Origin of the sequence: Thiopseudomonas acetoxidans (assembly GCF_030362935.1) — a bacterium.
Classification (GTDB): domain Bacteria; phylum Pseudomonadota; class Gammaproteobacteria; order Pseudomonadales; family Pseudomonadaceae; genus Thiopseudomonas; species Thiopseudomonas acetoxidans.
Genome location: NZ_JAUCDY010000011.1, coordinates 1 through 21,498, shown reverse-complemented (window position 1 = coordinate 21,498; position 21,498 = coordinate 1). Strand labels below are relative to the sequence as shown.

Here is a 21,498-nt window from a genome sequence, read left to right as displayed (position 1 = left end):
TAATGGCAAGCAGCCCAGAGATGGGCTGCAGCGATTTGATCTTTACCAAGTAAAGATTTTCCAAGAAGGGATGCGTAGCTCAGGCTTGCCAGAGTGATAAAAATCCTCGCCTTCACCCTCAGCACGTACTAAAAAATATGCAGGACCTACCTTAGGCGTTACTTTCACGGCATACAAAAAGCCATTGACGCGGTACTCCTCAATTTTTTGGTCGCCTTTTTGGGTGATGGTTACTTCAGGCTCACCCAGAGAGTCGGTCTGCGCGCTTGCCCAGAAAGGCGCGCAAGCAAGTGCGACTAGCAGTAAGAGTTGCTGGAAATATTTAAACATGGCGATGTCCTTATTAGGCAGCTGCAAGACAGCTAAGTCATAGATGTTAAGAATGTAATATACTGCAAAATCCTTAGAGGGTCTGCTAATTTGTCCGTGATTGTTGGTTATCACGACTAATAATAAAGGTTGTTAATTATGTCTGCGTCTGCGTTAGTATTGGTTGATGGTTCTTCCTATTTGTACCGTGCGTATTTTGCTTTGCCGCCGTTATCAACCTCAAGCGGGCAGCCAACGGGAGCGGTTCGTGGTGTGTTAAACATGTTACGCAGTTTGCGTAAACAGTATCCTGGCAGCGTGATTGCTGTGGTGTTTGATGCTAAGGGGCCCACCTTCCGCGATGAGCTGTTTGAGCAATATAAAGCCCAGCGCCCACCCATGCCCGATGATTTACGCGCGCAAATCGAGCCTTTGCATCAGTGTGTGCAGGCAGAAGGCTTTCCGTTGCTGTGCGTTGAGGGCGTGGAAGCGGATGATGTGATTGGCACTTTGGCGTTAGAGGCGTGCAGCCAAAATATGCCGGTAGTGATTTCCACCGGCGATAAAGACATGGCGCAGCTGGTCACCGAGCGGGTTACCTTGGTTAACACTATGTACAACACCGCGACAGACGAAGCTGGGGTGAAAGAAAAGTACGGTATTGGCCCTGAGCTTATTATCGATTTCTTGGCATTAATGGGTGACAAGTCCGACAACATTCCCGGAGTGCCCGGCGTGGGCGAGAAAACCGCTTTGGGTTTGCTGCAAGGTTTGGGCGATATGGACTCCATCTATGCCAACCTAGACAAAGTCGCTGAGCTGCCGATTCGTGGTGCAAAAACATTGGCGGCAAAACTGCTTGAACACAAAGACCAAGCGTATTTATCCCGTCAACTGGCAACCATTAAAACCGATGTGAAGCTGGCAGTGCAGGCGACTGAGTTACAGATGCATGAGCCCAACTATGCCCAGCAGCTGGAGCTTTATCGTCAGCTCGAATTTAGAGGTTGGTTAGCTGAAGCCGAAGAAGCCGCCAGTAAAAGCACAGCAACCATCCCAGAGCCTGCCGCTGTAGTCGAGACTAATTACAGCACCATTTTCACCCAGGCCGAACTTAACCAGTGGTTGGCAAAACTAAAACAGGCTGGGATATTTGCCTTTGATACTGAAACTACCAGCGTGGATGCGCAACAAGCGCAGCTGGTGGGTTTGTCGTTTGCGGTAACCCCAAACGAAGCTGCTTATGTGCCCTTAGCGCACAGCTATATGGGTGTGCCACAGCAGTTGCCGCTGGAGGATGTGTTGGCGCAAATACGGCCTTTGCTTGAGGATGCTGGTTGCATAAAAATCTGTCAAAACGGCAAGTACGATATCAATGTGCTGGCGCGCTATCAGATAGATATGCGGGGCGTACTGCATGACAGTATGCTGGCTTCCTACGTGCTCAATGCTACGGCCACGCGACACGATATGGATAGCTTGGCGCGCATGTATCTACAGCGTGAGACGACTCCTTTTGAGAAAATTGCCGGCAAAGGAGCCAAACAGCTCACTTTTGCTCAGATTGATTTGGCTGTAGCTGGGCATTACGCCGCAGAAGATGCCGATATCACCTTACAGTTACATCAAACTCTGCAGGAAAAGTTGCAGAAAATAGAGTCACTGGCGCGCGTCTATGCTGATATTGAAATTCCGCTGATGCCAGTGCTGGCACGAATTGAGCGCAAAGGCGCTTTGGTTGATGCCAATTTGCTGGGCCTGCAAAGTCTTGAACTGGGTGAAAAACTCACTGAGCTAGAGCGCCAAGCCTATGCCATAGCAGGTCAACCCTTTAACCTTGCTTCGCCGAAACAATTGGGTGAGGTTTTATATGAAAAGCTAGGCTTGCCGGTGTTGGGTAAAACCAACAAAGGGCAGCCCAGTACCGCTGAAGCTGTATTAAGCCAATTGGCAGAGCAAGGGCATGAGTTGCCGGTGTTGCTGATGGAGTACCGCAGCCTCAGCAAACTCAAAAGCACCTACACCGATCGCTTGCCTGAACAAATCAATCCGCTCACAGGACGTATTCATACCAGTTACCATCAAGCGGTGACAGCGACAGGACGCTTATCTTCCAGCGATCCGAATTTGCAAAACATTCCAATCCGTACCGCTGAAGGACGACGCATTCGCCAAGCCTTTATTGCTGCACCAGAGCATTGCTTATTAGCAGCGGACTACTCGCAAATCGAGCTGCGTATCATGGCGCATTTAGCGCAGGACAGCAGTTTGCTCGAAGCCTTTCGCAACGATCGTGATGTGCACAAAGCCACCGCTGCCGAGGTGTTTGGTGTGGCCTTGGATGAAGTCACCAGCGAGCAGCGTCGCAACGCCAAAGCGATTAACTTTGGCTTGATTTACGGCATGAGCGCCCACGGCTTAGCCAAACAAATCGGCAGCAACCGCACCGAAGCACAGCAGTATATTGATCGCTACTTTGAACGTTATCCGGGTGTGCTGGCCTATATGGAGAACACCCGCAAACAAGCGGCAGAGCAAGGCTATGTAGAAACACTGTTTGGACGCCGACTCTATTTGCCCGAAATTAAGGCCAAAAATCCAATGCTTCGCAAAGCAGCGGAGCGCACAGCCATTAATGCGCCGATGCAGGGCACGGCCGCCGATATCATCAAACGCGCGATGATTGCTGTGGATGCGTGGTTGAGCGATAGCGATTTGCGTGCGCACGTGGTGTTGCAGGTGCACGATGAGCTGGTGCTTGAAGTGCATCAGGATGATGTGGAGCAGGTACGAAAAAAGCTGTTGCCATTGATGAGTCAAGCGGCGCAGCTCGATGTGCCGTTATTGGTTGAAGCGGGAGTGGGTAACAATTGGGATGAAGCGCATTAAGGATTAAAAAGTTTGAACTTTAATAATACGCTCAAGTCTGATTACATGAATGTCTCCTATTGAGTGTTCTCCAGCTGTAAATATTGTGATGAGTTAAGTTGGCAGAACTCGGACATCTATCCCTAGCAGTCCGAGCTTATACTCCGAATCTCTTCCCCCAACCGGAGATTCGGAGTTTTTTTTGCCTATTATTTAAGCGCTCCGCTACTGCACCTTGTGTATTTCTAAAGTCGCATTTTTACCTCTGTTATTTTTTTCGTAATCCTGTAGTATTTAGAATCTTTCACTACACAGCATTTTTAGCTGTGTTTTTATATAAGGCTTTTTCAAGCAGAGAGTGAGGCAAAGATGACCGAACGTGTACAAGTAGGCGGCTTACAAGTCGCTAAAGTTCTCTATGACTTCGTAAATGAGCAAGCTATTCCCGGCACTGGCATAGATGCAGACAAATTCTGGGAAGGCGCAACGAAGGTTCTGCAAGACCTTGCACCGAAAAATCGCGCCCTGCTAGAAAAACGTGATGCCTTACAAGCGAAAATTGATGAGTGGCACCTTGCACGCAAGGGCCAAGCTCATGATGCAGTGGCTTATAAAGCATTCCTGCAAGAAATTGGATATTTGTTGCCAGAAGCGGCGGACTTCCAAGCCAGCACACAAAATGTTGACGATGAAATTGCTCGTATGGCGGGTCCACAGTTAGTAGTACCTGTGACCAACGCACGTTTTGCGCTAAACGCTGCCAATGCACGCTGGGGTTCGCTCTATGATGCGCTTTATGGCACTGACGTAATTAGCGAAGCAGATGGCGCTGAAAAAGGTAAAGGCTATAACAAAGTCCGTGGCGATAAAGTAATCGCCTATGCACGTGCTTTCTTAGACAAAGCTGTACCTTTAGCTGCGGGTTCCCATGCAGAGTCCACAGGTTACCGTATTGCCGATGGCAAGCTGATTGTTGCCCTTAAAGGCGGCACCAATACCGGCTTGGACAATGATGCACAGCTCGTTGGTTATCAGGGTGACGCCCAAAATCCAACAGCTATCCTGTTGAAAAACAACGGTTTGCATATTGAGATCCAGATTGACCCCGATAACTTTATTGGCAAAACCGACGCTGCCGGCGTTAAAGATATTATTTTAGAAGCCGCCATCACCACCATCATTGACTGTGAAGACTCTGTGGCCGCTGTGGATGCCGACGACAAAACCCTGGTGTACCGCAACTGGTTAGGCTTGATGAAGGGTGATTTGTCCGAAAGCGTCACCAAGGGCGACAAGACCTTTGTGCGTGAGATGAATCCGGATCGTGAATACACGGGTTTGAATGGCGACACCGTCACCCTGCATGGCCGTTCACTGCTGTTTGTGCGTAACGTTGGTCACCTAATGACGAACCCCGCGATTCTTGATGCAGACGGCAACGAGATGCCAGAAGGTATAATGGATGCGTTGTTTACGAGCTTGATTGCTTTGCATAACCTGAAAGGCAACACCACGCGTCCAAACAGCCGCACCGGCAGCATGTACATTGTGAAGCCAAAAATGCACGGCCCAGAAGAAGTGGCCTTTGCTGACGAGCTGTTTGCGCGTGTTGAAGACGTTCTTGGCATGCAGCGCTACACTCTGAAAATGGGCATCATGGATGAAGAGCGCCGTACTACGGTTAACCTGAAATCCTGTATTAAAGCAGCCAAAGAGCGTGTGGTGTTTATTAACACAGGCTTCTTGGACCGTACCGGTGATGAAATCCATACCTCTATGGAAGCAGGCGCCTTTGTTCGCAAGACGCAGATGCGCAGCGAGAAATGGATTGCTGCTTACGAAGATTGGAACGTTGACGTGGGTTTAGCTACGGGGCTATCGGGCAAAGCACAAATTGGTAAGGGTATGTGGGCGATGCCAGATCTAATGGCTGACATGGTTGAGCAAAAAATAGGTCACGTGAAAGCCGGTGCCAACACCGCTTGGGTTCCGTCACCGACTGCAGCAACCTTGCACGCCACGCACTACCACGAGTTGGATGTATTTGCGCGCCAAGAAGAGCTGAAAAAGCGCGAGTTTGCTTCTTTGGACGACATTCTGACCATACCGTTGGCGCCTAGCACCGACTGGACTGCAGAAGAAATCCAAGCCGAACTGGACAACAACGCTCAGGGTATTCTGGGTTATGTTGTACGCTGGGTTGAGCAGAGCGTAGGGTGTTCAAAGGTTCCAGATATCAATGATATCGGCCTGATGGAAGACCGTGCCACTTTACGTATTTCCAGCCAGCACATGGCTAACTGGTTGCGTCACGGCATTACCGACGAAGCGCAAATCATTGAAACCATGCAGCGAATGGCAGAGGTAGTTGACCGTCAGAATGCAGGAGATCCTTTCTATCGCAACATGGCACCTAACTTCGATGACAGCATTGCTTTCCAAGCCGCACTGGAGCTGGTACTGGATGGCCGTGCACAGCCTAATGGTTACACCGAACCTGTATTACACCGTCGTCGCCGCGAATTTAAAGCGAAGAACGGACTGTAGTACAGCCTGAACTGTAGTGATGAAAAAACCGCCTTTGGGCGGTTTTTTTTATTTATGGAGTTTCGCTCTAGCTGGGGTATAAACGCCAGGTTCTGATGTGCTTACGATTATTTCGAGTCGAGCATAGTAAAACTGCTATCTAAGTGAGCAGTCATTAATTGACGATAGTTTAGTAATAACTTTGGTCTTCTATTGGCATAAGTACTTGTATAGTTGTGCGAATTTGCACAGAATCAGCCAATACGCAAACAAAAACAACAAGATGCATACAGGTCTGAGCCTACTCACTGCAACTTACGTCCAATTGGGCGAAGCTTGGCAGAAAAGTACTATCCTCTGCCCTGTAGGAGGAATGTAGATGAGCCGTCATGATGCCTTTGCTGAGACTGGACGTGCTGCGGTACAGCAAAATATCCAAGGAACGTTAGACTTTTTAAAACAATATCCACCTTTTGATGCAATGGAAGCCTCAGAGCTCGGCTTCTTGGTGGAAAACTGTATTTTAAGATTTTATGCCCAAGGTGAGTCCGTTATTGCTCCAGAGGATGGGCCAGTAGAGCATCTGTACATTATTAAGCAAGGCCGGGTTTATGGTGAGCGACGTAAAGGACAGGGCACCAGCGATGAAACCACCTTTGAGCTCTCTGCCGGTGAATGTTTTCCCATAGCAGCTATATTAAGTGAGCGCGAAACGCGCACAGTACACGTTGCTGAAGAAGATACGTTCTGTTTTTTATTTAATAAAGCCGCCTTTATTAAACTGATTTCGCGCAGCGAACACTTCCGTGATTTCTGTGTGCGCGGCATGAGTAGCTTGCTTGATCAGGTGAATCAAAAAGTGCAGAGCCGTGCTGCTGAGTCATTAGGCTCGCAGATTTCGATGGACACCAAGCTGGTAGATATTGCGTCCATGCGCATGCCTGTGACCTGCACTAAGGATACTCCACTGCATGAAGCAGTGCAGATAATGCACGAGCAGCAAGTCGGTAGTATTCTTGTTGCTGATGTTTTGCAGCGACCACAGGGGATTTTTACCCTGCGCGACTTGCGCCGGGTGATTGCCGATCCTAATACGGATTTACGTCAGCCCATGCAGCAAGTTATGACCGCTAACCCATTTTGTTTATCACCAGATGCGACGGCCTTTGATGCTGCTTTAGCCATGACTGAGCGGCACATTGCTCATATCTGTTTAGCCCAAGATGGGCGTATTGTTGGTATGGTGTCTGAGCGCGATTTGTTCTCCTTGCGCCGTGTTGATTTGGTGCATTTGGCGCGCGCTATACGCACCGCACCAAGTCTAGAAAAAATAGTACAGATGCGTAGCGATGTGCGTGAGCTGGTTGAGCGCATGATTGCACATGGTGCCAGTCCAGAACAAACAACGCGCTTGATTACTTTACTTAACGATCACACTACCTCAAGGGTGATCGAGCTGTGCATAGAAAAACATGGTGACCCTGGAGTTAAGTTCTCGTGGGTGGTATTTGGTAGTCAAGGGCGGCGGGAGCAAACACTACATACGGATCAGGATAACGGTATTTTATTCGAGGCCGACAGCCAAGCAGAAGCTAATGCTATACGACAAAAATTATTACCCATTGCGCGTGAAATCAACGTCGCGCTTGATGACTGCGGCTTTGCTCTGTGTAAAGGCAATGTGATGGCGGGTAATGCTGAGCTATGTTTGTCGAGGCGTGAATGGTCGAGCTATTACAGCAAGCTCATTCGTGAAGCCTCGGCAAATCGTATGGTGTATAAGGGAATCTTCTTTGATGTGCGCGCTGTTTGGGGTGATGAAGATGCTTGCGTGGCGTTGCAGCGTGACATGCTCGAAATGGTGGTTAATGACAAAGCATTCCAGAAAATTCTTGCGGAAGGAGCCTTACAAAACCGCCCGCCCTTGGGTGGCTTGTTCCGTAACTTTACTCTGGCCAAAAAAGGTGTCGAAAAAGACACTCTAGATTTGAAAATAAAAGGCTTAGTGCCCATCGTTGATGGTGTTCGTGTGTTGGCGCTAAGTCATGGTATTGAAACCAATAATACGCTGGAGCGCATACGCCAACTGGTGCGCAAGGGCATAATCGAACGTTTAGATGGTGATGCCTATATCGAGGCATACCACTTTATTCAGTTGATTCGCATGCAGCAGCATCAGCTGCAAGCCGAGCAGGGTGTGGCGTATTCAAATCGTATCTACCCCGATGAGCTGAATACACTGGACCGCCGCATTTTGCGTGAATCGTTCCGTCAGGCCCAGCGCTTGCAAAGCAGTTTGTCGTTTAGGTATCAGCTGTGAAACTCTTTAAATGGTTTAGCAAACGTCCCGAAGTGGATGAAAAAGATATGGCGCGTCTGTATGCCTTGCCTGCGCCTGAGCCCATTGCTGAGCAGCCATTAGCTAGCCAGCGCTTTGTGGTGGTGGATTTAGAAGCAACGGGGCTCAATACCCTAAAGGATAAAATACTGTCCATCGGTGCAGTCGTCATTCAGGACAACTCTATCGAAATAGGACAATTGTTGGCGCGCACACTTAAGCGTGAAGGACATAAAGTCAGTGAAAGTGTGCTGATTCACCAGATTGCCCCGAGCGATGTGGCGGCGGGTGAACGCACAGAAACAGCGATGCTGGATTTTTTAGAGTTTGTGGATGTCAGCCCGCTGCTTGCTTTTCATGCGGATTTTGACCAGCGTTTGCTGATTCGTGAATTCAAGGATATTTTTGGTTTTAACTTTAAACACCCGTTTTTCGATTTGGCAGAAATCGCGCCAATGCTCTACCCCGATCACGGTATGCGCTGTCCGACTATGGATAGCTGGGTCGAGTTCTTTGGTTTGCACGTATTACAGCGCCATAACGCCTGTGCCGATGCGATGGTCACCGCTGAGCTAATGCTTATTTTTCTCAAAAAAGCTCAAGCCCAAGGCATACATACGCTGAAAGATTTAGAGGTCAGTTTGAATAACTGGCGTCGTCGCAAATCCAGCACTATGTCAGTCTAATAACGCGCGATACGCTTTATGGGTTGTACCGTTTGTCGTAAATAGTGCACGAAAATGCCATCATGCCGATATCACTGCCAGTTAGGTTGTAGCGATACTGGGAGGCAGATATGCATATTGTGGCAAGCAGTAATCTGAATATTCAAACAGAACAGCAGTTAGTATTTGGCCGCGAGGTCACCGAGTCTTTGCGATTTAATAACGGCGCGCAGAGTATTCATTATCAGCGACATGAAAAACAGCTGTTTGCCTCGGCTGAGCAGATGCAAGTTAGCAGCGAACCTAAGCCCGCGCTCTCGAAGGCGGCGCTCGATAGTTATGCAAAAAGTATTAGCCCTGCAGAAAGCCGTTCAGCCAGTCTTGCTAATACGCCTCAGTCAGAAAGTGCGCTGGCAGATTTTGCACCAGATGAGGCGGATGTAGAAAAACTACGCATGTTACTCGCTGCCTTGGCGCGTCTGAATGGCGATTTTAGTGCCTATCAAGAAATGTTGGTTAAATTCAGCCAAAACGAACTAGCAGATTTTTCTAGTAACCCAGCGCCAGTTAACGCAAGCGTAGGTGCCGCCGCAGTGTCTGCGCCGCCAAATAACGCTGCACCTTCGCTAAGCTATGACTATCACGTTACCCAGTGGCAGCAACAAGAGCTAAAGGTGCACAGTAGCGGCAGTCTCACCACCGCGGATGGGCGGACGATAGACTTTAATTTTGCAATGCATATGCAACACACACAAGCCAGTCATGAGTCAGTAAGCATCAGAGCGGGAGCTGCCTTAAAAGATCCATTGGTGATTAATTATGCCGCTAGCTCGGCGCAACTCAGTTCGCAGCAAATGCAGTTTGATTTGGATGCGAATGGTCGTAAAGAAAGTCTAGCCATGTTAGGCAATGGCAGCGCTTATTTGGCTTTGGATAAAAACGGTAATGGACGTATCGATGATGGGCGCGAGTTATTTGGTGCGCTGTCAGGTGATGGTTTTGCTGATTTAGCCCGTTACGATGATGACGGCAATGGGTTTATTGATTCGGCAGATGCCGTGTTTAAGGATTTAAAACTCTGGTTGCCGGATAGCCAAGGCAAAGGTCGCTTGCTGAGTTTGGCTGATGCGGGTATTGGCGCGCTAGCGCTGCAACATGCACAAGGAAGTTTTGATTTGATTGCCAATAATGAGTTGCAAGGTCAGGTGCGTAGTAATGGAATCTTCGTTTTTGAAGATGGTCGCATTGGCAGCATGCAGCAAGTGGATCTGGTGGTTTAAATCACTGCCTACTGAGGTTTGAGCAGTTCGCGCAGTAGTTCGGTATGTTGGCTTTGCTGTTTATTGAGGACGAGTTGATTGGCGGTAAAAATGGCTTTTAGCTCGTCCAGTGCCTGATTGAAATTATCATTGATAATCAGGTAATCAAACTCAACGTAGTGACTCATCTCGCTGACGGCTTGGCGCATGCGGTTTTCAATCACATCGCTGTTGTCTTGCCCTCGGTTTTGTAGGCGTTCGCGGAGCGCTGCTTGGCTGGGCGGCAAGATAAAAATAGACTTGGCTTCGGGCATAAGACGTCGAATTTGCTGCGCACCTTGCCAGTCAATTTCTAAGATCAGATCGTAACCCTCAGCTAGAGTGTCCTGCACCCATGCTTGTGAGGTGCCATAAAAATTACCAAACACTTCAGCGAACTCCAAAAATTCACCCTGATTAATCATTTCCTGAAACCTATCTCGAGCAGTGAAATGATAATTGACGCCATCTTCTTCGCCGGGACGCATAGGGCGAGTGGTGTGCGAGACAGAGACACGAATAAAAGGAAGGTCGCTTACTAAAGACTTTACCAAGCTGGTTTTACCCGCACCTGAAGGAGCGGACAGAATATAAAGAATTCCTTTTTTACTCATGTTTTAACTCACTAAGCCGATTCAGTGTCGCGCTGGATGTGAAAATGCTGTGCTTTTAAGACGCGCTAGTTTAACCAAACTTGAGTGTTATAGCATGTTTAAATTATTAGATGGCCGGTGCAGTAACTTTTTGTGCTGTTGCGCCAGTTAAAATAACTATGTAGCTTGCTAGTCATTGAGTGATATCAAAACAACACTGTCTGGGAGTGGCAAAATCTCGGCTGTTCATGGTGAGGGCAGGTACATCAGTGAATCATGTTTTGAGTGGCCGAGTTTCAAACTCTAAAAATAGGGACGATTAATGCTAAAAATCAAAAGTAACCTTGGGCTTAAATTAATGTTGGGCTTTGCTTGCATGCTGATACTGGTGGCAGGCGGGATAGGGTTTTTATCGGTAGACCGCTCTGGTCAAGCGTTGAGAGAGCAAATTAATAACACATTGCCACACATGGCGCACGAAGGAGCGAAGCTGGTACGCAGTCGTATTGATACGCAGTTGCGTGCTATTGAAGAGCTGTCAATGCGTCCAGAATTTGATGGCAATATTGAACATACGCAGCTGAGCTTTCTGCTGGAAAGCAGTCAGCGACTCGGTTATCTAGGCATGGGCATTGTTGATAAAAAGGGTATTGCCCATTACCCCGATGCACCCTCGGCTGATTTAGCGTCTAGGGACTACATTCAAAAAGCCTTCCAAGGTCAGACCAATATGTCTGAAGTGATTATTAGTCGAGTTATTAATAAGCCTGTGATCATGTTGGCTGCTCCTGTGTACCAGCATGGTCAGGTAGTGAATGTGCTGATTGCGCGCATGGACGCTACTGTGCTGAGTGAGATTGCTGATGACCAAGGGTATGGCGCGCACGGCAGCGCACTGATTGTTAACGCACAGGGGACGCTGATTGCCAGCCCCGATCGCAGTCATGTTTTGGAGCAACTTAATCCCGGTGAGCAAGCAAAAACAAATCCGGATTATGCCTCCTTAGCTGCCGCAATCACGCAAATGCGCAGCCAAAATCAGGGAGTAACCAGCTACCAGTACTTTGGTTTGCAGCGTATTGCTGGGTTTGCGGCGATTCCCGGCACGCAGTGGGTGTTGGCTGCTGTGGCTGACAGTGATGAGGTGTTTGCTTCACAGGTGTCGTTACGCTGGCTGTTAATGGGTCTAACCCTGATGTTTATTGTTTTGGGCATGCTGGCGACCTATTATTTTGCACGTAAAATCACTTCACCACTCAGACGTGTCAGACGTACGTTACTAGAAGTCAGTAACAAAAGTGATTTGCGTTTGCGTGTTCCAGTGCTCAGTCAGGATGAAGTAGGGCAGGTGGCAGAAACGGTCAATGACCTGCTGCAGCATTTCCAAACGATTCTTGGTGAAATTCAGGCAGCCAGTATTAGTGTGGCTACCGCTTCTGAGCAAATGAGCTCCTCTAGCTCACAGGTACTGCGAACAGTGGATGAGCAAGAAGGTCAGACCCATTTAGTAGCTACGGCCATGGAAGAGATGAGTGCCAGCATTCAAGAAGTGGCTAACAACACGATTCAGGCAGCGGAAATGGCGACGTTGGCGCAGCAGGAGACGAGTGGCGGCCATAGAGCAGTACGTGGTTCTATTGATGCGATTACCTCTTTGAGCGAACAAATTCTCAATTCGGTGACGGTGATTGAGGAGTTAAATACGCATACCAAGGATATTAGCCAAGTATTGGACATGATTCAGGGCGTTGCTGAACAAACCAACCTGCTGGCGTTGAACGCTGCCATCGAAGCCGCACGTGCCGGTGAAGCCGGTCGTGGTTTTGCGGTAGTAGCCGACGAAGTACGTTCGCTGGCAGGCAATACGCGCAATGCGACAGATACGATTCGTGAAAAAATGGAAGTGTTCCAGCAAGGCTCTTTGCGTGCTGTAGAACAAATGCATGCCAGTGCTGAGCTAACGCGCAATAGTGTTGAGCGCGCGCAGGAATCAGGTACAGCCTTAGACCACATTCAAGAGGCTGTGGGCCGTATCGAGTCTGCCAGCTTGCAAATCTCTACAGCTGCTGAAGAGCAAAGCCAGGTGGCGCAGGATATTACGGTGAACGTCAGTGGCCTAAGCCAAGGGATTGTGCAGGTGGCGCAGGCAACCCAGCAAACCGCAGAAGCCAGTCGCCAATTAGCGACACTGGCGCGCCAGTTAAAAGAGCAAGCACAGCAGTTTAGCATTTAAAGTCCACTGCAAATCAGCCAGCAGGCGCGCATTGCAAATACAGCTATGCGTGCCTGCTGCTTTTCTCCCCGGTACTACTTTTTCTAACCGTCAAATCGCGCTTGTCATGCACTTCAGTTAAGCTGATAGTCCTTAGGACGTTAAATTCGCCCTAAACAATCTCTGTTGAACCCGTATTTAAAGAGCGTTTTAATGACTATTAATTGGCTGATGTTAATTGTGGGCGGCTTTTTTGAGACGCTGTTTGCTATTAGCTTAGGCAAAGCGCAACAAAGTGTTGGCAAAGCGCAAGCATTTTGGTTGGCGGTATTTTTGCTGTGTGTATCTTTGAGCATGTTTTTGCTGTACAAATCTATGGGCGGTGCAAAGCCTATTCCCGTGGGTACTGCTTATGCGGTTTGGGGTGCCATAGGTGCAACAGGCACAGTGATAGCCGGCATATTGCTGTTTGATGAACCTGCGACCTTTTGGCGAATGTTCTTTTTAGCCAGCCTGATTGCTTCGGTCATTGGTTTGCAGTGGGTAAGTTCACAGGGTTGAGGTGGCGAGTGGATTTAAATCTAGCGCGTACTTTTTTGGCAGTGGTGTATAGCGGCAGTTTTATTTTGGCTGCCCAGCACCTGTGTGTCAGTCAAACCACCGTAACTGCACGGATAAAAAATCTAGAACAACAGCTCAAGGCGCAGTTGTTTTTGCGTAACGCAACAGGGGTTAGCCTTACCGAGCAGGGCGAGCTGTTTATTCCTTATGCCCAAAGTTTTCTCAATACGTGGCACGGTGCTGTGCAGACAATGCAGCAGCAAAACCAACCGCAGCCCTTAAAGCTGGCAGCTGAAATTAGCCTATGGAGCCCATGGCTTACGCGTTGGTTTAACAGTCTTATTAAACAGCAGCCGGAGTTACATGTAACGGCTACGGTGGCTGAAGCGACAACCCTGCTATCAGGATTGGACGCTGGTGAGCAAAATGTGGTGTTGGCGCATCAGCCTTACTACCGTCCTGATATGCAGGTGGAGCAGTTGGTTGAGGAGAAGTTGATTCAAGTAGCGCACCCGCAACAACCGGAGCCTTGGTTGTTTATCGACTGGGGCGTTGCTTTCAAGCAGCAATACCAACTTGCCTTTCCGGGGCAAACCCAAGCGCAAATCCAAACCAATCTAGGTCCGTTAGCGTTGCAGCTTATACTAGAGCACGGCGGCACTGGGTATTTTCGCACCCATGTTGTGACGCCTTATTTGGCCAGTGGGCAGCTGGTGCGTAATCAGTCAGCGCCCGAGTTTTCTTTGCCTATTTATGTGCTTTATAAAAGAAGCAATACACACCCCGATCTGCACTTAGCGCTTGAGTTGTTGCGTAGTTTAAGCGTCTAGACTGGTTTGTAATGCGAGCCTGTCTGGCACACACACTAAACCGGTTTCCTGCTCAACACGCCTAGCCTGACTTAAATTATCTGCAAACGGTAGCATCGCTGCCTGATTGGCTTCGTGGCCGGAGTAACGCAGCCACTGGTTCACAATAAGCGGTGCGCAGACGAGTAACACAATTAAACTAAACATGTTGTAAGTCTCCTTGTGGTTGAGCTAAGCGATTATCCCTGAGCGTTAACCAGCAGTTGATAGCAAATAAAATCATACCAAAAGCAAACAGGCTGCCACCGATTAGGCGTGCTACGTAGCCGTAGTGACTGGCACCGATGGTTTCAACAAAGGAATAACTGAGCGTGCCGTCTTGGTTAATAGCGCGCCACATTAAGCCTTGGCTAATACCGTTGACCCACATGGCCGCGAGGTACATTACTGTACCCACTGTAGCCAGCCAGAAATGGATGTGAATCAGTTTTGTGCTGTACATGCTTTCACGGTGCCACAGTCTTGGAATCATGTAGTACAGACTGCCGATACTGATCATCGCCACCCAGCCGAGCGCACCGGCATGCACGTGACCAATAGTCCAGTCCGTGTAGTGGGAGAGTGAGTTGACGGTTTTAATCGCCATCATTGGACCTTCAAAAGTGGACATGCCGTAGAAGGCCAGAGAAACCACTAGGAAGCGCAAGATGGGGTCGTAACGTAACTTATACCACGCGCCTGACAGCGTCATCATCCCGTTGATCATGCCACCCCAGCTGGGGGCAAGCAGGATCACGGACATGACCATGCCTAAGCTTTGTGCCCAGTCGGGCAGGGCGGTGTAGTGTAAGTGGTGCGGGCCGGCCCAGATATAAATAGAGATAATGGCCCAGAAATGCACAATCGAAAGGCGGTAGGAATAAATCGGACGGTCTGCTTGCTTGGGTACGAAGTAGTACATCATGCCTAAAAAACCGACGGACAGAATAAAACCAACCACACTATGCCCGTACCACCACTGGATAAGTGCATCAGTAGCACCTGAATAAGCGGAGTAAGACTTGGTTAAAGTGACAGGAACTGCGGCACTGTTTATTATAAAAACCATCGCGGTTACGAAAATAAAAGCACCGTAAAACCAGTTGGCTACGTAAATGTGTGCAACCTTGCGTCGCGCGATGGTGGCAAAAAACAGCCAAGTATAAACAAGCCAGAGTGCAGCTAAAACTATCGACAGCGACCACTCCATTTCGGCATATTCTTTACTGGTGGTGGAACCCATGGCATAGCTAATTACGATAAGCACTAATAAAACCTGCCAACCCCAGAAAAATATCGAAGCCATTAGGTCTGAGGGCAATCGTGCATAGCTGGTGCGCTGAACAATATAAAAAGAGGTGGCAAACAGCGCGCTACCGCCAAAAGCAAAGATAACCAAGCTGGTATGAATAGGGCGAACACGACCAAATGTCAGCCACGGGGTGTCGAAGCTCAATGCCGGCCATACCAGTTGAGCAGCCAAAAACACACCAAAGCACATGCCGACCACACCCCAGACAATGGTTGCCAGGGTGAACTGGCGTACAACTTTGAGGTTGTATTCAGGTACTTGAATTGAATTTTGCATAATGACTCACGCAGCCAATACTACAAGCATGCAGCACAGCTACGGCCTCTGTTAGATAATTGACTTGGATCAAGAGTAAGAGTGTGCTGAGTACTTTGCTAATGAAAAATATTGCGCTGAGCTAACAATAAAGCTGATAGGGTTTGATTGATATGGATTTACGACTTCTGTTGGAGCGCACGCTTGCGTGAATGTGCTTTTCCGGCTGGGTTTATGTTCTGCATCGCGCAGAAGCTGCGCTCCCACACCGCGGGTCTTGTTGGGGTGCAACAGCTGAGCTTCAACAAGAGTTTGCTGCAATAAACAGATACGCCAAGCAAGAAACTCATTTAATCTAACCCTACAGTTTTGCTATATATTGGCATCACTGTCTAATAGGGTAACGCCAATGCGCTGCTCGGTACTGATGTTTAGAGGTTGGCTATGACCCTTGAGATTTTTCTCGTTCTGTTAATCACAATGGTAGCGCTGGTGCTTTTTGTTACTGAGAAGCTCCGCATTGATGCCATTGCGATTTTGGTATTAGTCAGTCTGACCTTGCTGGATCTGGTTAGCCCTGGGCAGGCGTTAAGTGGTTTTAGTAATGCTGCCACTATCACCGTGGCTTCCATGTTTATTCTTGCTGCTGGATTACAAAACAGTGGCGCCTTAGCCGGCATACAAAAACTGCTTAGCGCAGCGCGTTCCCCCTTGCAATTTATGCTGATGTTATTTGGCTTGCTGGCGCTGATTGCCCCTTTCGTTAATAACACTGCCGTGGTAGCTATTTTTATTCCCATAGTTATTGCAGCCAGTTTAAAAGTGGGCTTGGCGCCCTCTAAAGCATTGATTCCACTGTCTTACGTGGCGCAAATGATGGGGGTGGTCACGCTCATTGGTTCATCCACCAACCTGCTGGTGAACTCCATTGCTAAAGATCTAGGTCATCCAGGTTTTAGCATGTTTGAGTTTTTCCCCTTGGCTGTCATTTGTGCCATCGCCGGTTGCCTGTACCTACTGACGTTTGGCCGCTGGTTATTACCCGAAGTACGCAGCGCGGATTTGGAAAACCTGTACGAGTTTGGTCATTATATTAGCGAGTTAAAAATCACCGAAGACTCCAAGTTGCTGGGTGTCAGTGTCGAAGAGGCGCAGCTGAGTAAAAATTACAACGTCTTTATTCTGGAATTACTGCGTGACGGGGAAAAATATTGGGCGCCACGTTCAGAAAAGCTGCAAGAAGGTGATATTTTACTGGCACGTGGGGTTTGGTCTGCACTGGAAGCTCTGAAAGATGAGCAAAAACTAGAGTTTAATACGCAAACAGATTTTCAGCTTAAAGGACGTAAGCAGGGGAAATCAGTGCTCACAGAGGTCATGATCGCACCGCAATCCCGTGCAGCGGGTCGTTTACTGGCTGAGTTAAATCGCAGCTGGCGCTATAACGCCTCGGTCATGGGGGTACAGCGCCGAGGACAGGTATTACGCAGTCAGCTTAATAGTTTGCGGTTGCGTATCGGTGATATTTTACTGCTAGCGCTACCGGAAAAAGACCTTGCTGCGCTGCGTAAAGATAAAAGTGTGATTGTGATTTCCCAGCGTGAAGCCAGCCAAGACTATGGTTGGCGTGCACCTTTTGCCGTTGCCACTATGGCCGCTGTAGTTATAGTTTCGGCACTCGGTTGGTTACCCATCGCTATTTCAGCGCTTACAGGTGCCGTTGCTATGACCTTGGCGGGCTGCATTCATGCCGATGACGTGTATGAAAGTACCGACTGGTCCATTGTGATTTTAATTGCCGGGTTGTTACCGCTGGGGATTGCTATGAGTAGCAGCGGTGCGGCTCAGTTTTTGGTGGATAACAGCATTGGCTTGGTGAGCCACTTAGGTCCGCATGTGGTGCTTGCGGTGCTTTATCTGATGGCGTTGTTATTTGGCGAGTTGATGAGTAATTCGGCGGCGGCTGTCTTATTGACACCTATAGGGTTTTCTACCGCACAGCTGATGGGCGCTGACCCTACGCCGTTCTTGATTGCCATTACCTTCGCCGCCTCAACCAGCTTTATGACCCCGGTGGGATACCAAACCAATATGATGGTGTATAGCGCTGGTGGTTATAAGTTCAGCGACTTTATTAAGGTGGGTTTACCGCTTAACAGTATCTTTTGGGTATTGGGCGTGATTTTTATTCCACTGTTCTGGCCGTTTTGAGCCGCCTGACGTAACAGGCAAGCCGTCACTAAAGTGCTAGCATAATAGTATTATTATATTTGATATAATTACCTGCTATTTGAGCGCAAACCCACGAAACAGCCCTTTGCGCTCCTGTTTCTGGATTTAAATAAGTTTAAGCCGCTTAACGATACCTTTGGTCATGACAAGGGTGATCGGGCACTGTTCGAAACTGCACAGCGTATCCAGAGTGTCCTGCGCGACCATGACGTGGTAGCGCGATTGGGCGGTGATGAGTTTGTGGTGCTGCTACGTGAAGTTAAAGAGTTAAGTGACGTTGAGAAAATCATCGCGCGCTTGCACGAGGAAATACAGCAACCCTTAGATTTTTGTGATGGTTTTAGCCTTGGTGCATCTATAGGTTTGGCGATGTATCCTGAGCATGGGCAAGACGGTGCCAGCTTACTCAACTATGCAGATCAAGAAATGTATAATGATAAGCAGCGCACCCGCACAGTCAGATGAAGGGGCTAGGCGAAACGGACGGTTGAAAACACAGCCTAAAATTGATTTTTAAAAGGTATTTTCTATATGGGAATTGCAATCATGACCTCGGGTGGTGATTGTGCTGGGATGAACCCTGGCATCAAACGCTTTGTGGAATACAGTATTGAAAAAGGGCTGAAGCCCTATTTGATCTGTGATGGATTAGAGGGCTTGATCGATAACCGTATTCAGCCAGCTACCCATGCGGATGTGGCGGGTATTATCACCAAGGGTGGTTCGGTGTTGCGCTCATCACGCTCGGCGCGTTTTTTTGAGCCTGAGTACCGTCAGCAGGCTTATGACAACCTTAAAGCCCACGGCATCGACATGCTAGTGGTTTTGGGTGGTGATGGCTCTTTCCGTGCACTGGATGTGTTTTATCGCGAGTTTGGCATTGCGTTTTGTGGTATCCCAGCGACCATTGATAACGATATTTTCGGCACAGATTATTGCTTAGGTGTAGATACCGCACTGAATGTTATCCGCCAAGCTACGGACCAAATCCGCGATACCGCCAGCTCGTCCAGGCGCGCGTTTGTTATTGAAACCATGGGTCGCGATTGCGGTTATTTGGCGTTAGTTTCTGCGCTGACCAGTGGTGCGGAAATTTGTTTGATTCCTGAACTTCCCTACGATCTAGACAGCTTAAAAAAACGCTTCCAAGCAGAAATTGCTGATGGACGTACCTACATGATTGCCATTGTTTCTGAAGGTGTGGACTTTGCCCCGCAACTGACCCGCTGGCTGGAAGAAGAAGTGGGCATGGAAGCGCGGCTGACAGTCTTAGGGCATACCCAGCGCGGCGGTAGCCCCACAGTGCTGGATCGCTTGCGCGCGTTTGAGTTCGTCACTATTGCCATTGATGCGCTAGTGACCGGCAGTAATGACGGCGTGGTGTTCTACAAGAACTGCCAAATGGCCACACGCTCTATCTCAGAGGTAGTGTCCGGTCGTAGCGAGATCAGCCCCGTGTATCTCGAAGAAGGGCGTAAATTAACGCGCTAGGAGAAGCCTGCGCTAGACTGATAGAACGCGATAAGAGAAAGTAATTTGCTGTTGAGTTGCGCAGCAAATTACTTTAAAAACAGGGTAAGTATTTTATGTATGTGCTATGGGTTTATCAGTGAATAGATAATCCTTTAATTCTTTGTCGAGCTGCGGATCTCTTCTACGAATCCACTCAAGCACCATCGCCGCGTGCTCTTTTTCTTCATCCCGATTATGTATCAAGATTGCCCGTAGCTCATCGTCTTTACAGGCATCGACCCGTTGATTGTACCAATCCACAGCTTCGAGCTCTTCCATCAAGGACGTTATGGCACGGTGCATGTCTCTTGTTTCGTCTGTGAGCTCGTCGATAGGCTCGTGATAACCTTCGTTTGACATAGTGTTCACCCTAAGAGTTAGATGGCTAGGGAAGCGCTGAGTAATTGCCTGCTCTCCTAAATGTAAACAGACAATAGGCGGCTACCTATACGACTTAGGTAAGAATAGGTGCAAATGTTTCAATAAAGAGTGGATTTAGTTGGCCAAGCAGTCAGGACTGTTAATCGTCCCAAAGCTTTAAACGCTTTAAATGATGTGCAGAAAACTTTGATTTTAGGCGGCTAATTCGTAATGATGGATGAAATTAAATCCGTACAGATAAGAAGAGATTTGTCGTGAAAACTAGTCGAAACGATCCATGCCCCTGCGGCAGTGGGAAAAAATACAAGCGTTGCTGCATCGATCACGCAACCAATCAGCAGCAAGGCGTGTTTGACGATATTGCGCAGGTCATAGCCATGAATCCAGACCTAAGCCTGGATGACCTGAATGTGATTGCTGAACAGCGCGTTCAGCAGCGCAACAATCAGCCCATCGCTGACTTTTGTGGTCTCTCATCAAGCCAGATGTCCAACTGGATGTATGCACCCTTTACAGAGTTGGATTTAGTAACAATCACGACACCAGCTGATTTATCCGCCAGTCCGGTAATGCGCTACCTAGAGATAATTCTAGATGAAGCCATGGCGAATGAAGGCTCATTTAAAGCGACCAGCAAAGGCAATTTACCTGCCAAGCTGGTCAAGCAAGCCAGCGAGCTGTTGCCGGAATTTGCTATAGCCGAATATCAGACTTACCCTAGCATCAGTGAGTACATGGGCAGTAATGAAGATAAGTTTAATGCGCTGCATTACACCCGTATCTTGGCAGAAGTGGCAGGCATTATTTACCGTAAAAGCGGCCGCTACCATGTTAAAAAAACAGCGCAAAAGCAGTACCAAAACCAAGGTTTGCGCTCCTTCTTTCTGCCCATGCTCGAAGCCGCGGTGGCCAAGTACAACTGGAGCTATCTAGATGCGTTTGATGACGACATTGATCTGCGATTGTTCTGGATGTTCCTACTCTGGCGCATACAAAGCCATGGTTCGGTTGACCAGCTCATGGATGAGGTCTATGTGGCTTTTCCTTCATTGCTCCAGCAGTTACCTCAAAATGAATACAGCACACCACACAGGCAGCTCGACAGTCGTATTGAAAGCCGCTTTGTTAGACGGTTTCTAGAGTACTGGGGCTTTGTTACCCTCAACCCCAAACGCTACTCCGGCGAAACAAGGCTGTCGCGACAGGCAAGCATCCAGCCGCTACTGATGCAGACGTTTACGTTTAGGGTTTGAGTTGTAAGCAGGGAGTTCAGTTAACAAGAAAAATAATGGATAGAAGATAATGGATACTAGGTTGTCCATTTTCTGTATATTATTTGCAAAAACTTGGCCACCTTTTTGCCCTTTACTCTGCATAACTCGACCGTGTTGCAGCCCGCACCAGCACAGCATCATGCAGGATTGCATGGTGTGTTTGCAGACAGTTTACCTTATGGTTGGAGGTTGCTATTACAGGATCGTGTTTTTCATTTTGCCGACTGGAAACAAGTGTGTAAATACCCCATTTATAACACAGTCATCTCGTAGAGAATTTATGCCGCATTTCGGTACTCTAACGGCGTCATGTC

At 48.4% G+C, this 21,498-nt stretch carries 17 protein-coding genes; 12 read left to right on the top strand and 5 right to left on the bottom strand.

The window, feature by feature from the left end; all coding sequences use genetic code 11:
• Nucleotides 1-42: 42 nt before the first annotated feature.
• On the bottom strand, nt 43-330 hold the full coding sequence (locus tag QEZ41_RS09125) for a DUF2782 domain-containing protein (RefSeq protein WP_289411137.1): 288 nt from the start codon (nt 328-330) through the stop codon (nt 43-45).
• Between the two features lie 138 nt (nt 331-468).
• On the opposite strand from QEZ41_RS09125, the gene polA reads away from it, so the two are divergent.
• The 5 genes from polA (at nt 469) to QEZ41_RS09100 (ending at nt 9,986) form a co-directional block, all read left to right on the top strand.
• Nucleotides 469-3,198 carry a DNA polymerase I gene (polA, locus tag QEZ41_RS09120; RefSeq protein ID WP_289411136.1) on the top strand — a complete coding sequence of 910 codons (2,730 nt, stop codon included), beginning with the start codon at nt 469-471 and terminating at the stop codon, nt 3,196-3,198.
• Nucleotides 3,199-3,546: 348 nt separating this feature from the next.
• Nucleotides 3,547-5,724 (top strand): malate synthase G, encoded by a 2,178-nt coding sequence (locus QEZ41_RS09115; RefSeq protein WP_289411135.1) that lies wholly within the window; start codon nt 3,547-3,549, stop codon nt 5,722-5,724.
• Nucleotides 5,725-6,082: 358 nt separating this feature from the next.
• The gene (locus QEZ41_RS09110) at nt 6,083-8,023 is read left to right on the top strand and encodes a putative nucleotidyltransferase substrate binding domain-containing protein (RefSeq protein ID WP_289411134.1); all 1,941 of its coding nucleotides are present in this window, start codon (nt 6,083-6,085) and stop codon (nt 8,021-8,023) included.
• The gene (locus QEZ41_RS09105; RefSeq protein WP_289411133.1) at nt 8,020-8,727 is read left to right on the top strand and encodes a 3'-5' exonuclease; all 708 of its coding nucleotides are present in this window, start codon (nt 8,020-8,022) and stop codon (nt 8,725-8,727) included. The genes QEZ41_RS09110 and QEZ41_RS09105 overlap by 4 nt, the downstream gene beginning before the upstream one ends.
• A 110-nt stretch (nt 8,728-8,837) precedes the next feature.
• Complete coding sequence (locus QEZ41_RS09100; RefSeq protein WP_289411132.1) at nt 8,838-9,986, top strand: SPM autocatalytic domain-containing protein; 1,149 nt, start codon at nt 8,838-8,840, stop codon at nt 9,984-9,986.
• Between the two features lie 8 nt (nt 9,987-9,994).
• On the opposite strand, the gene gmk is transcribed toward QEZ41_RS09100, so the two are convergent.
• The gene (gene gmk / locus QEZ41_RS09095; protein WP_289411131.1) at nt 9,995-10,618 is read right to left on the bottom strand and encodes a guanylate kinase; all 624 of its coding nucleotides are present in this window, start codon (nt 10,616-10,618) and stop codon (nt 9,995-9,997) included.
• A 301-nt stretch (nt 10,619-10,919) separates the two neighbouring features.
• Here gmk and QEZ41_RS09090 point away from each other — a divergent pair, with 301 nt between their 5' ends.
• The 3 genes from QEZ41_RS09090 (at nt 10,920) to QEZ41_RS09080 (ending at nt 14,200) form a co-directional block, all read left to right on the top strand.
• Entirely contained in the window at nt 10,920-12,830 is a 1,911-nt protein-coding gene (locus QEZ41_RS09090) for a methyl-accepting chemotaxis protein (RefSeq protein WP_289411130.1), read from the top strand.
• 192 nt (nt 12,831-13,022) lie between these two features.
• Nucleotides 13,023-13,370: a DMT family transporter gene (locus tag QEZ41_RS09085; RefSeq protein ID WP_289411129.1), complete on the top strand. Its 348-nt coding sequence runs from the start codon at nt 13,023-13,025 to the stop codon at nt 13,368-13,370.
• Between the two features lie 8 nt (nt 13,371-13,378).
• A complete protein-coding gene (locus QEZ41_RS09080; RefSeq protein WP_289411128.1) occupies nt 13,379-14,200 on the top strand; it encodes a LysR family transcriptional regulator in 822 nt (273 codons plus the stop codon).
• On the opposite strand, the gene QEZ41_RS09075 is transcribed toward QEZ41_RS09080, so the two are convergent.
• Together QEZ41_RS09075 and ccoN are read right to left on the bottom strand one after the other, a co-directional pair.
• Complete coding sequence (locus QEZ41_RS09075) at nt 14,189-14,386, bottom strand: hypothetical protein (RefSeq protein WP_289411127.1); 198 nt, start codon at nt 14,384-14,386, stop codon at nt 14,189-14,191. The two genes, QEZ41_RS09080 and QEZ41_RS09075, sit on opposite strands and share 12 nt — an antisense overlap.
• Nucleotides 14,379-15,806 carry a cytochrome-c oxidase, cbb3-type subunit I gene (gene ccoN, locus QEZ41_RS09070; RefSeq protein WP_289411126.1) on the bottom strand — a complete coding sequence of 476 codons (1,428 nt, stop codon included), beginning with the start codon at nt 15,804-15,806 and terminating at the stop codon, nt 14,379-14,381. The genes QEZ41_RS09075 and ccoN overlap by 8 nt, the downstream gene beginning before the upstream one ends.
• 423 nt (nt 15,807-16,229) lie before the next feature.
• Here ccoN and QEZ41_RS09065 point away from each other — a divergent pair, with 423 nt between their 5' ends.
• From QEZ41_RS09065 to QEZ41_RS09055, 3 genes are all read left to right on the top strand, one after another.
• A complete protein-coding gene (locus tag QEZ41_RS09065; RefSeq protein WP_289411125.1) occupies nt 16,230-17,996 on the top strand; it encodes an SLC13 family permease in 1,767 nt (588 codons plus the stop codon).
• 72 nt (nt 17,997-18,068) lie between these two features.
• The gene (locus tag QEZ41_RS09060; protein ID WP_289411221.1) at nt 18,069-18,482 is read left to right on the top strand and encodes a diguanylate cyclase domain-containing protein; all 414 of its coding nucleotides are present in this window, start codon (nt 18,069-18,071) and stop codon (nt 18,480-18,482) included.
• Nucleotides 18,483-18,548: 66 nt separating this feature from the next.
• Nucleotides 18,549-19,508, top strand: a complete 960-nt coding sequence (locus QEZ41_RS09055) for a 6-phosphofructokinase (RefSeq protein WP_289411124.1) — start codon at nt 18,549-18,551, stop codon at nt 19,506-19,508.
• Nucleotides 19,509-19,601: 93 nt separating this feature from the next.
• Here QEZ41_RS09055 and QEZ41_RS09050 read toward each other — a convergent pair whose 3' ends face one another.
• Nucleotides 19,602-19,889 carry an encapsulin-associated ferritin-like protein gene (locus tag QEZ41_RS09050; RefSeq protein WP_289411123.1) on the bottom strand — a complete coding sequence of 96 codons (288 nt, stop codon included), beginning with the start codon at nt 19,887-19,889 and terminating at the stop codon, nt 19,602-19,604.
• Nucleotides 19,890-20,164: 275 nt separating this feature from the next.
• On the opposite strand from QEZ41_RS09050, the gene QEZ41_RS09045 reads away from it, so the two are divergent.
• The gene (locus tag QEZ41_RS09045) at nt 20,165-21,163 is read left to right on the top strand and encodes a YecA family protein (RefSeq protein WP_289411122.1); all 999 of its coding nucleotides are present in this window, start codon (nt 20,165-20,167) and stop codon (nt 21,161-21,163) included.
• Nucleotides 21,164-21,498 lie beyond the last annotated feature (335 nt).

Coding starts and splice junctions, on each gene's coding strand:
- QEZ41_RS09050 (WP_289411123.1), bottom strand. CDS start 19,889: ATGTCAAACGAAGGTTATCACGAGCCTATCGACGAGCTCACAGACGAA.
- QEZ41_RS09115 (WP_289411135.1), top strand. CDS start 3,547: ATGACCGAACGTGTACAAGTAGGCGGCTTACAAGTCGCTAAAGTTCTC.
- QEZ41_RS09075 (WP_289411127.1), bottom strand. CDS start 14,386: ATGTTTAGTTTAATTGTGTTACTCGTCTGCGCACCGCTTATTGTGAAC.
- polA (WP_289411136.1), top strand. CDS start 469: ATGTCTGCGTCTGCGTTAGTATTGGTTGATGGTTCTTCCTATTTGTAC.
- QEZ41_RS09100 (WP_289411132.1), top strand. CDS start 8,838: ATGCATATTGTGGCAAGCAGTAATCTGAATATTCAAACAGAACAGCAG.
- QEZ41_RS09090 (WP_289411130.1), top strand. CDS start 10,920: ATGCTAAAAATCAAAAGTAACCTTGGGCTTAAATTAATGTTGGGCTTT.
- ccoN (WP_289411126.1), bottom strand. CDS start 15,806: ATGCAAAATTCAATTCAAGTACCTGAATACAACCTCAAAGTTGTACGC.
- QEZ41_RS09125 (WP_289411137.1), bottom strand. CDS start 330: ATGTTTAAATATTTCCAGCAACTCTTACTGCTAGTCGCACTTGCTTGC.
- QEZ41_RS09055 (WP_289411124.1), top strand. CDS start 18,549: ATGGGAATTGCAATCATGACCTCGGGTGGTGATTGTGCTGGGATGAAC.
- QEZ41_RS09110 (WP_289411134.1), top strand. CDS start 6,083: ATGAGCCGTCATGATGCCTTTGCTGAGACTGGACGTGCTGCGGTACAG.
- QEZ41_RS09065 (WP_289411125.1), top strand. CDS start 16,230: ATGACCCTTGAGATTTTTCTCGTTCTGTTAATCACAATGGTAGCGCTG.
- gmk (WP_289411131.1), bottom strand. CDS start 10,618: ATGAGTAAAAAAGGAATTCTTTATATTCTGTCCGCTCCTTCAGGTGCG.
- QEZ41_RS09085 (WP_289411129.1), top strand. CDS start 13,023: ATGACTATTAATTGGCTGATGTTAATTGTGGGCGGCTTTTTTGAGACG.